This is a genomic window from Actinomycetota bacterium, assembly GCA_040905475.1.
Classification (GTDB): domain Bacteria; phylum Actinomycetota; class AC-67; order AC-67; family AC-67; genus DATFGK01.
Window position 1 is genome coordinate 28,594 of the sequence record JBBDRM010000058.1, and the last position, 10,550, is coordinate 39,143.

Sequence of the window (10,550 nt, forward strand, 5' to 3'; positions counted from 1 at the left end):
GATGATCGCGCGAGCCCGCGCGATCATCGCGCTCGGCGAGTCGGTGGTCCTCGACGCGTCCTGGAGCGACGTCCACCTCCGCGACGAGGCCGCAGGCGCTGCGCACTCTGCCGGGGCCGATCTCCTCGAGGTGCGGTGCACGGCTCCGGCACCGGTTGCCGCGGCCAGGATCGCGCGAAGGAGCGCCGGATCATCGAACGCGTCCGACGCGACGCCTGAGATCGCGCGGTTGATGGCCGATCGAGCGGATCCGTGGCCGACGGCCGTCACGGTCGACACGGCCCCGTCACCGCTCGTTTCGCTCAGGGCGCTGCGTCGCATCGTCGAAGCCCAACCACCGTCGGAGCCGATCGAGGCGATCGTCGCGCCGGAACGGGCTGCGGGCGCGACGGTTAGAGCCTCATAGCCAAGCCGTCCTGCCTCAGAGGATCTCTCTGAAGGGCCCCTGACACGAGGGGCTGCCGACCCTGTCCCACGACGCCCGACCGGGCTCATCCTGAGTCGACAAGCGATGTTGTCCTCGATCCGAAGGGCTTGCGATGCCCCGACTATCAGGAGGCGGGCCGAGAACATGTCGCGCAATCGAGGTGAACTCGCTCTCATGTTGACGGCACTTGATGGTCCGGCGAACCGAAGAGGAGGCGATCGACGATGATGACGACGACACCGATCCGGGCCGGTTCCAGTGTTCGCGTGGTCGGCGGGACTGCCGGCATGGCGCTCGGCGGAGATTTCCGCGGCAAGTACCTCAGCATCACGACGTACAAGCGGGACGGGACGGCGGTTTCGACACCGGTGTGGTTTGTCGCTCAGCACGGGCGGCTGCTCATCGAGACCGAGGCCGGCGCGGGCAAGGTCAAGCGGATCAAGAACGATCCCCACGTGGCGGTCGCGCTCTGCTCGGCACGGGGCCGCGAGGTGGGGCCGCGCGTGAACGGGCGAGCGACGATCCTTCCTCAGTCCGAGGTGTCCCGGTTGGAGCCCGAGTTCCGGCGCAAGTACCGTCGCGACCTGATCGTCATCAAGCCGATACGAGCCATCCAATCGATCTTCCGGCGAGAACGTCCGTCTCCGGTCCTCCTCGCCGTCATCCCGGACTAGCGCAAGCGGGCAGTTACCCTGGACCCCGACTGAGCTGCCCGCGCGCGACGATCTCGGCGTCCGGAAAGCGCTCCCGGGATGGGCTCGGAGGCCAAGGAGACCCTCCACATCGTTTCCTTCGATGGGACCGGCACCCTGTCGCTTACGCCTCGGTCTGATTTTGCGCAGGTCCATCGGCCGTGGATCGGAGGTCCAGAGCCTCGGCCCTACGGAGAGAGGATGTGAGCTTCTCCGGCGCTGCATCGGCAGCATCGCGCGAACGCTAGCCGGCACGCCTTATCGAGCCGGCGGTGATGTCTCGGAATTCGGCCTCCGGTGCGCGAATCATCATGTCCATCAGCATGTCCTCGGGGCGCGCGCCCTCGAACAGGATCTTTTCCACGCGCCACGCGATCGGCATCTTCACTCCTGCGCGCCGAGCCAAGGCCAGGATCGGGCGACATGAGGAAACGCCTTCGGCCACCTCGTTCATCTCGGCTTCGATCTGGTCGAGCGAGCGACCCTTGCCGATCTCACAGCCGACGCGGTGGTTCCGCGAGAGCGTGCTCATGCACGTGGCGACCAGATCGCCCATCCCCGCGAGCCCGAGGAAGGTCTGGAGTTGCGCGCCGAGCACCACACCGAGGCGGGCGATCTCGGCGAGACCACGCGTGATCAGGGCGGACTTTGAGTTGTCGCCGAAGCCCAATCCGTCCGACATCCCGGCCGCGAGCGCGATCACGTTCTTACACGCGCCGCCGATCTCGACCCCGACGACGTCGTCGTTTGCGAAGCAGAAGAACGAGCGGTGGTGGAACAACTGTTGGACCTTCTTGGCCCGCGCGATGTCCGAGCACGCGACGACGGTTGCGGTCGGCTGCCCGCGCGCGACTTCTCCTGCCAGGTTCGGGCCACTCAACGCGGCCACTCTGCCGGCCGGCACGCCGCCGGCGTCGGCGATCACCTGGGTCATCCGAAGGAGGGAGTCGGCCTCGATGCCCTTCGTGAGGCTGACGACGGTCGCGTTCGGGTCGATCATCGGCCCCACCTCGATCATCGGCCTGCGAAACGCTCGCGATGGGATGGCAACGAGGATCGTAGATGCCCCGGAAACGGCGTCCTCCAGATCCGCGGTGGCGTGGAGTGACGGAGGAAGACCGATGCCCGGCAGATGGTCGACGTTCACGTGCCGCGTGTTGATCGCGCGCGCGAGTTCCGACCGCCGAGCCCAAAGCGAAGTCGGTGATCCATTCTCGACACAATGACGCGCCACGACCGTTCCCCAGGCTCCGGCGCCGAGGACTGCGACGCGGTCCTTCACCCTGCCTCCTTTGCCGATCCCGAGAAGGTCTGCACCCCACTTTGACTTACGGTCCACATCGAGTGGAGAGGCTTCGGGCCCTGCGATCGGGGGCAGGTCGGCAAGCTCCGGCCGAGATGTGGGTGCTCGCAACGGTCTATAGGATCTGACGCACCGTCAGATCCGGGAGAGCGCCGTGGCAGACACATCCGATCCGCAGACAATCCCCGAGCTCGTCCGCGCAGCGGCACGTGACTTCGGGGCCGTCGAGGCGGTGGTCGATGAAGATCTCCGCCTTGACTTCCGCGAGCTTGCCGGCCGCGTGAGCGAGGCTGCGCGCGCGGCGATCTCTGCTGGCCTTGTTTCCGGCGATCGGGTCGCCATATGGGCGCCCAACTGCTGGGAGTGGATCGTCGCCGCCCTCGGCGTCGTGTCGGCAGGAGGGGTGCTCGTACCGATCAACACGCGCTTCAAGGGACGCGAGGCCGGCTACGTGATCCAACGAAGCGGTGCGCGGATGCTGTTCACCGTGCGGGGTTTCCTCGGCTTCGACTACCCCGAGATGCTGCGCGAGGCGCACGGCCCGGTCGCGAACGGCCGTCCGGTGGAGGAGCTCGAGAGCCTCGAGCGGATCGTGCTCCTTCGCGGCGAGCCGATCCGGGGAACTGAGCCATTCGCCGCGTTCATCCACGACGCCGAGCACGCAACGGCGGAGGAGGAAGCGTTGCGCGTTTCCGAGGTACGGCCCGACGACCTCTCGGACATCATCTTCACGTCGGGAACCACCGGGAAGCCCAAAGGCGTCATGACGACACACGCCCAGAGCATGCGGGTTTTCCAGGTCTGGTCTCGCGCTGTGGGGCTGCGCGAGGGTGACCGCTATTTGATCGTCAACCCCTTCTTCCATACGTTCGGGTACAAGGCCGGGATCCTCGCGTGCCTCATGCGCGGCGCGACGATCATCCCGCACGCGGTCTTCGACGCGCCGAGCGTTCTCGCGCGGATCGCGGAAGAGCGCGTGACGGCGTTGCCGGGCCCGCCTACGCTATACCAGTCGATCCTCAACCACCCCGAGCGCACGTCCTTCGACCTCTCGTCGCTCCGGCTTGCGGTCACCGGGGCGGCGGTCGTCCCCGTCGCATTGATCGAGGCGATGCGCGACGAGCTCGGCTTCGAGAAGGTCCTGACGGCGTACGGTCTTACCGAGTCCACCGGCACCGCCACGATGTGCCGTCCCACCGACGACGCCGAGACGATCGCGAACACCTCGGGCTGTGCCATCCCCGACACCGAGGTCCGGATCGTGGACGACGCCGGGAAGGAGGTTGTTCGCGGCGAGCCCGGCGAGGTCGTGATCCGCGGCTACAACGTGATGAAGGGCTACTTCGAGGATCCCGAGCAGACCGCCGAGACGATCGACGCCGACGGCTGGCTCCACACCGGCGACGTCGGAGTCATGGACGAGCGCGGCTATATCCGGATCACCGACCGCAAGAAGGACATGTTCATCGTCGGCGGGTTCAACGCCTACCCTGCCGAGATCGAAGGCGAGCTGATGCGCCATCCCGCAGTCGCGCAAGCCGCGGTCGTCGGCGCACCGGATCCGCGTCTCGGCGAGGTCGGCGTCGCCTTCGTCGTGCCCCGCTCCGGTGAGACCGTCGATCCCGACGAAGTGATCACGTGGGCGCGCGAGCAGATGGCCAACTACAAGGTTCCCCGCCTGGTAGAAGTCGTCGACGCGCTCCCGGTCAACGCCAGCGGAAAGGTCCTCAAGTTCGAGCTTCGGGAACAGGCTGCGAAGTTGCTCGCCGCCGGCCGAAGCGTGTCCCAAAACGTCCGCCCAGCGTAGGTTTTCGGTCACGCTTCGACGGAACGAGAAGAACCGGACGCTCAGAAGTCCTTTCGCCCGATGAAATGCGTCTCGACGTCCGGCCGGGTCCGCTGGTAGAGCGCGACCCGCTGGCCGTCCGGCGATGTGAAGGAGCAGCACGGGCCCTGCGGGATCTCGAAGGTCTCCTCGCTCTCCCAGCCTCGCTTCGACAATACGGTCAAAGCATTGCGCAGGTTCGCGACCCGGAAGATGAAGATCGTCCTTTCACCCTCCACGTGGTCGGTGAACAACAGCGCCGGCGGATCCTCGGTCATCTTGACCATCGCGACCCGGGTGCCGCCGTCCGCGATCGCGAACACGAGCGACCCACCGAGGACGTCCGCGAAGTACTTCGCGTCCGCGGCCACGTCCGTGCTCGGGATGTAGAGATAGTCCAGCTGCTCGAAGGGGAAGGGCTCGTCGCTCACAGCGTCAGCATCCTTCCGGCCCGGCCGCGATGCAACCGGCGCGCGTCCTGGCGTAGCATCGACCCGACGAGCGAGAAGGGGGATGTCCCATGGGGAAGTATCTCAAGCTCGGTGCGGAGCCCGGCGGGGAACGATGGACGCTGCCCGACGAAGCCGACGTCGAGAAGCTCCGCGCCCAGATCGCCGACGCCATGGAAGACGAGAAGCCGGTCCGCGTCCAGGTCGTCGTCGGCAAGAACCAGACCGCCGAGCTGATCGTCAACACCGGCGAGGTCCCCGCCGTGCTCGTGTGGGAGGACTCCCCGGCCGGCGGCATGACCATCATCGACTGACGTGGAGGACTTCCCGATCAAGCTCGGCTCGATCCTGTTCACCCTGGTCGAGCCCCACAAGGGACACGAGGTCGCCTACAACCGCTGGTACGAACGGGACCACTTCTATGCCGGCTGTCTCGTCGGGCCCGGCATCCTGGCCGGCGCGCGCTTCGTCGCGACGAAGCCGTACAAGGAGCTGCGCTACGTGCCCGAGCCGGCGATCACCGACGACCCGATGCGTGGCTCCTACCTCGCGCTTTACTGGATCGAGCGTTCCCAGCAGGACGAGTGGGGGACGTGGGGCGCGAAAGAGGTGCACCGTCTCCACAAGGCCGACCGGATGTTCGGAGACCGCGATCACATCCACACCAAGATGTACCGGTACCGCGGCGGCGCGTTCCGCGACGCCGACGGCGTGCCGCCCGAGCTCGCGCTCGACCACCGGTTCCCGGGGCTCGTAACGACCTTCGTCGAGACGACCGACGCCGGCGACCGCAACGCCGTCGGCGAGTGGCTCCGCGACGAGCATCTACCGACGGCGATCGAGGGAACGTCCGCGGCGATGGCGCTGGTGTTCACGCCGGTTCCGATCCCCGACGGCGCGCCGGCCGACATCCCGCGCGTCGAGTCCGACGGACGTCGTCTGCTGATCATGTGGTTCACCGATCGCGACCCGGCCGACGACTGGGAGTCGGAGCTCGCCGGCCTCGGCAAGGCGATCGACGCGACCGGGAAGGCGCGCTGCGTCTTCAGCGGCCCGTTCATCCCGACGGTGCCGGGCACGGACACGTACACCGACCAGTTGTGGTGATGCTGTCCGATCGGCTGGGGCGGGGAATCTGACGACCCGTCAGATTCCGATATCCTGACGCTCGATGGACCTTCGGTACTCGGACTCCGACGAGCGCTTCCGCGCGGAGCTGCGCGCCTGGCTCGAGGATGCGTTGCCGTCGCTGCCCCCGAAGCCAGGCCAAGACAACTGGCCGGCCCGGCGCGCGTGGGACACGCGCTGGCAGCAGATGCTATTCGAGGCCGGTTACGCCGGTATCGACTGGCCGAGCGAAGTCGAAGGCCGCGGCGCGACGCCGACCGAGCACCTGATCTTCCTCGAAGAGACCGAACGCGCAGGCGCGCCCTACGTCGGCGTGAACTTCGTCGGCCTGTTGCACGCGGGCCCGACGCTGATCGCCGAAGGTACCCCCGAGCAGAAGCAGCGTCACCTCCCGCGGATCCTGCGGGGCGAGGAGGTCTGGTGCCAGGGGTTCTCAGAGCCCGGCGCGGGTAGCGATCTCGCGGCCCTGTCCACGAAAGCGGTCCGGGACGGCGACCACTACGTCGTCACCGGGCAGAAGATCTGGACGTCATTCGCCCACGTCGCCGACCACTGCGAGCTGCTGGTGCGGACCGACCCCGACGCCCCCAAGCACAAGGGCATCACTTGGCTGATCATGCCGATGGACGCGAAAGGCATCGAGATCCAGCCGCTCCGCACGATCACCGGCTCGACCGAGTTCTCGCAGATGTTCCTCGACGAGGTGCGCATCCCCGTCGAGAACCGGGTGGGGGAGGAGAACGACGGCTGGCGCGTCGCGATGGTGACCTTCTCGTTCGAGCGCGGCACCGCGTTCGTCGGAGAGCTGATCCGTACGATGAGCCTCGTCGAGCACGTCGCCGGACTCGCGCAGCGCATCCCGCGCGGCGACGGGAAGGCCTGGGACGATCCCGGGCTGCGGCGCGACCTCGGGAGGATCGCCGCGGAGCTCGACGCGCTCTGGGCGCTGACGCGCCGCAACGTCACCCAGGCCGAGCGGGGCACCGGAGTGCCGGGGCTCGGCGGCTCGGTGTTCAAGCTCGCGTACTCGGAGGTGCGCGCCCGGCTCGGCGATCTCACGATGAAGCTGCTCGACCGCGCGGCGCTCGGGATGGAGGACGTCGGGGGCATCGAGAGCGGCATCCACGTCGAGCGCTGGTTCCAGTCGATGTCGCTCACGATCGCCGCGGGGACCTCGCAGATCCAGCGCAACATCGTCGGCGAGCGCATCCTCGGCCTGCCGAAGGAGCCGGCGGTTTGAACTTCGACCTCGGCGACGACGAGCGCGCGCTCCAGCAGGGGATGCGCGACGTCTGCAAGCGCTTGTTCCCCATGGACCGGGTGCGCGCGCTCGAGGACGCCGGGGGCATCGACCGGACGTTGTGGCACGAGCTCGGACAAGCCGGGGTGTTCTCGCTGCGGCAGCCCGAGTCGGAGGGTGGCGTCGGACTTGGGATGACCGAAGCCGCGCTGGTTTACGAGGAGCTCGGCCGGGCGCTCGTGCCCGGGCCGGTGATCTCGACCCATCTCTCGGTGCCGCTGATCGAGGGCGCGCTCGACGGACAACGTGTCGTCGGGCTCATCGATCGCGAACGGACGCCGCCGGTCGTCGGCCAGCTGCCTGCGCTGGACACCCTCGTGGTGATCGATCCGAAGGGTCTCTGGCTGGTCGATCCGCAGCATCTCGGGGCGATCCCGGTTCGCCAGCCGCTGGATCCGCTCACCCCGATGTACCTGCTCGAGCATCTCCCGAAAGGCGACAAGATCGCCGGGCCCAAGGAAGTCGCGCGGTGGCGGCGCGAAGGCGCCGTGCTGGCTGCGGCGATGCTCGTGGGGATCGCCTCGGCATGCACGGAGGCCGCCGTCGCATACGCGAAGGAGCGGAAGCAGTTCGGCCGGCCGATCGGCTCGTTCCAGGCCGTGAAGCACATCTGCGCCGACATGCTCGTGCGCGAGGAGGTCGCCCGCGTCGGCACCTACGCCGCCGCGGTGATGTGCGACGACCCGGGGGCCGGCGACGTCGATCGCGCGGTCGCCGGCGCGAGGCTGCTCGCGGGCGACGCGGCGCTCGCGAACGGGAAGGCTTCGATCCAGGTGCACGGCGGGATGGGGTACACGTGGGAGGTCGACGCACACCTGTACCTGAAGCGAGCCGTGCTGATGTCGACGCGCTTCGGGAAGTCCGACGACCTCGCGGAGGCGGTCGCGGGAACTCTGGCTCCTTAGGGTCCGGCGCTTCGACGCCGGGTCCTCCGCGCCATCGCGAACCCAACGAGCCCGAGCACGAACGCCGCGACGACGATCATCGCGGGCCGGGTCGCCCCGGAACCATCGGGCGGGCCGGGGCGGGCTGCGAGAGCAGCTCTGCTCTCTGTCGGCATCGGCGACGGCGTCGAGGAGGGCGTGAGCTTCGTGGGCAGCACCGACGGCGTCGGGGTCGCCGACGGGGTGTCGCTCCCCTGAGGCGGCGCGGCCGGCGAGGACTTCTTCGGGGAAGGCTTCGGTGACGCCTTCGGCGTGGACGGGGCGGGGCCAACGGCGCGCGCCGCGTTCACGCGAAGGATCCCGTCAATGTTGTCTGCGGTTGCGGCCAGACGTTGGCGGATCTGTGTGTTGGAATAACCGCGGGCGAAGAGAAGCGCTGCGATCCCCGACACGTGCGGCGCCGCCATCGACGTCCCTTGTTCGAGCGCGTAACCGCCACCGAGCCACGTTGAGAAGATGCACGTGCTCGCCGAGCACGAGGAGGCATCACCGCCGGGCGCGTAGACATCCGCGCCGCTGTTCGAATAGGAGGCGGGTCGATCGCCCGGGCCGGTGGCGCCGACGACCTCGAGCGCTGTGCTGTCGTAAGCCGAATTCAGACCGTTGTTCCCGGCGGCGATCACGACGAAGATGCCCTTGTTCCAGGCATACGTCGCGGCTGCCTCGAGGCCGTTGATGCAGCCGCCTTGCAGCAAGACGGCGAGCAGGCCGGGGAGCTCCGGGCCGAGCGACAGGTTGATCACGCGCGCCCCGTGGTCGGCCGCGTGGCGGATCCCGATGGCGATATCGTCGCAATCACCGGACCCATCCTCCTCGAGGACCTTGACCGGCATAAGCTTCGCACTCGGTGCAACCCCGGCGATGCCGATGCCGTTCCCGGTAACCGCGGCGGCGATGCCCGCGACATGCGTGCCGTGGCCGTTGTCGTCGTTCCCGCCCGTAGTGCACGTCCCGCCGATGCATGAGACCGTTCCCACGATCTTGTTCTTGAGATCGGGATGGTCGAGGTCGATCCCGGTGTCGACGACCGCGATCGTGACCCCCGACCCCTTGCTCGCCGCCCACGCCTCGTCCGCGCGGATCATGGTCAGGCCCCACTGTTTAGAGCGGTGGGGATCGCTTGCCGCCCAGGCTGGGACGAGCGCCGTGACGCACAGCGCGGCGCTCGTGACCGATACCAGGGTCCGCTTCATCGCAGGATACGGTCATGCTACCGGCCGATAGAATCTGACGGCTCGTCAGAAAAGCGGGAGAGCGGATGATCCGAACCAAGAACAGGCAGCCCGTCGTCGTAGGGATGCACGCGCTGCCATACTCGAAGGACATCGGCATGACCGAGCGCCACACCGGCGCGCTCGCGATCCAAGGCGCGCTCGCAGACGCGGGTCTCACTGCCGAGGACGTCGACGGGATCTGCCGCTACGTCTGGCAGCCCACCACCGAGATGGAGATGGCGCGCGTGCTCGGCGTGCCGAACCTCCGCTGGTTCGGCGCGCAGGACTACGGCGGCGGTGCGGGGCCGCCGACGGTCGCGCTCGCGTGTGCGGCGATCGAACTCGGCCTCGCCGACTGCGTCGTGGTGTGGCGGTCGCGTAACCGTTCGTCGGGCGGGCGGCCGTGGGCCGGTCAGATGATCGCCGAGAACCAGGACCAGTTCGAGCGGCCGTTCGGGATCGTGCGCCCCGTCGACGGTATCGCGTTGCTCGCGCGCATCTGGATGCACACGTGGGGGTGGAGCCGCGAGGACTTCGGCCGGGTCGCGACGACGATCCGGGGCCACGCGAACCGTAACCCGATGGCGATGATGCACCACAAGACGATGACGATGGACGACTACATGGCCTCGCGGATGATCGCCGAGCCGCTCTGCCTGTTCGACAACTGCCTCGAGACCGACGGGGCGCTCGCGATCGTGCTGGTCGCGGCCGAACGGGCCGCCGACCTGGATCTGCGTGAGGCGCCTTCGTACGTCACCGGGTACGCGCTCGGCAGCGGGCCCCATGTCTACGCGATGACCAACTACTACGGCGACGATCTCACGCGCTCGCCGAACGCGTTCGTCGCGCCGGAGCTGTGGCGCAACACCGGCCTGAAGTCCGAGGACATCGACGTCGTCCAGATCTACGATGCTTTCACTCCTCAAGTGCCGCTGTTCTTCCAGGAGTTTGGGTTCTGTGGAGCGGGAGATGGGGCGGCGTACGTCGCCTCCGACGAGTGCCTGACCTACAACACCTCAGGCGGTGGACTTTCCGAGGCGTACGTCCACGGGTTCAACCTGATCGTCGAGGCCGTGCGTCAGGTGCGCGGCGTCTCGACCACGCAGGTCGCCGACGTGAAGCACTGCCTCGTGACCGGGGGGAACGTCGTGCCCACCGGCGCGATGGTGCTCTCGAAGGAGCCGTGGTGAGCACCGCGCCGCCGCTCCCGCCGAAGCCGGTCGCCGACCGCGACACGCAGCCGTTCTGGGACGCCGTCGCCGAGC

At 68.0% G+C, this 10,550-nt stretch carries 11 protein-coding genes; 8 read left to right on the forward strand and 3 right to left on the reverse strand.

The features are described 5' to 3' along the window. Window positions 1–406 (forward strand): AAA family ATPase (locus WEB06_05270; GenBank protein ID MEX2555023.1); only part of this gene is annotated, 406 nt, incomplete at its 5' end. Between the two features lie 245 nt (window positions 407–651). Further along, window positions 652–1,101, forward strand: a complete 450-nt coding sequence (locus WEB06_05275) for a PPOX class F420-dependent oxidoreductase (GenBank protein MEX2555024.1) — start codon at window positions 652–654, stop codon at window positions 1,099–1,101. A gap of 262 nt (window positions 1,102–1,363) precedes the next feature. Here WEB06_05275 and WEB06_05280 read toward each other — a convergent pair whose 3' ends face one another. Continuing rightward, entirely contained in the window at window positions 1,364–2,401 is a 1,038-nt protein-coding gene (locus WEB06_05280) for an NAD(P)H-dependent glycerol-3-phosphate dehydrogenase (GenBank protein ID MEX2555025.1), read from the reverse strand. 175 nt (window positions 2,402–2,576) lie between these two features. Between WEB06_05280 and WEB06_05285 the strand changes: the two genes are divergently transcribed. Beyond that, a complete protein-coding gene (locus tag WEB06_05285) occupies window positions 2,577–4,229 on the forward strand; it encodes a FadD3 family acyl-CoA ligase (protein MEX2555026.1) in 1,653 nt (550 codons plus the stop codon). Window positions 4,230–4,270: 41 nt separating this feature from the next. On the opposite strand, the gene WEB06_05290 is transcribed toward WEB06_05285, so the two are convergent. Further along, on the reverse strand, window positions 4,271–4,678 hold the full coding sequence (locus tag WEB06_05290) for a hypothetical protein (GenBank protein MEX2555027.1): 408 nt from the start codon (window positions 4,676–4,678) through the stop codon (window positions 4,271–4,273). A gap of 89 nt (window positions 4,679–4,767) precedes the next feature. Here WEB06_05290 and WEB06_05295 point away from each other — a divergent pair, with 89 nt between their 5' ends. From WEB06_05295 to WEB06_05310, 4 genes are all read left to right on the forward strand, one after another. After that, window positions 4,768–5,010, forward strand: coding sequence for a hypothetical protein (locus WEB06_05295; protein MEX2555028.1), 243 nt, complete (start codon window positions 4,768–4,770; stop codon window positions 5,008–5,010). 1 nt (window position 5,011) lies between these two features. After that, a complete protein-coding gene (locus tag WEB06_05300) occupies window positions 5,012–5,803 on the forward strand; it encodes a hypothetical protein (protein ID MEX2555029.1) in 792 nt (263 codons plus the stop codon). A gap of 64 nt (window positions 5,804–5,867) precedes the next feature. After that, window positions 5,868–7,064 carry an acyl-CoA dehydrogenase family protein gene (locus WEB06_05305; protein MEX2555030.1) on the forward strand — a complete coding sequence of 399 codons (1,197 nt, stop codon included), beginning with the start codon at window positions 5,868–5,870 and terminating at the stop codon, window positions 7,062–7,064. After that, window positions 7,061–8,029, forward strand: a complete 969-nt coding sequence (locus tag WEB06_05310) for an acyl-CoA dehydrogenase family protein (protein ID MEX2555031.1) — start codon at window positions 7,061–7,063, stop codon at window positions 8,027–8,029. Before WEB06_05305 ends, WEB06_05310 begins: the two co-directional genes overlap by 4 nt. Here WEB06_05310 and WEB06_05315 read toward each other — a convergent pair. After that, window positions 8,026–9,261, reverse strand: coding sequence for a S8 family peptidase (locus WEB06_05315; GenBank protein MEX2555032.1), 1,236 nt, complete (start codon window positions 9,259–9,261; stop codon window positions 8,026–8,028). The genes WEB06_05310 and WEB06_05315 overlap by 4 nt on opposite strands. Before the next feature lie 65 nt (window positions 9,262–9,326). Between WEB06_05315 and WEB06_05320 the strand changes: the two genes are divergently transcribed. Beyond that, on the forward strand, window positions 9,327–10,475 hold the full coding sequence (locus WEB06_05320) for a lipid-transfer protein (protein ID MEX2555033.1): 1,149 nt from the start codon (window positions 9,327–9,329) through the stop codon (window positions 10,473–10,475). Window positions 10,476–10,550: the final 75 nt, after the last annotated feature.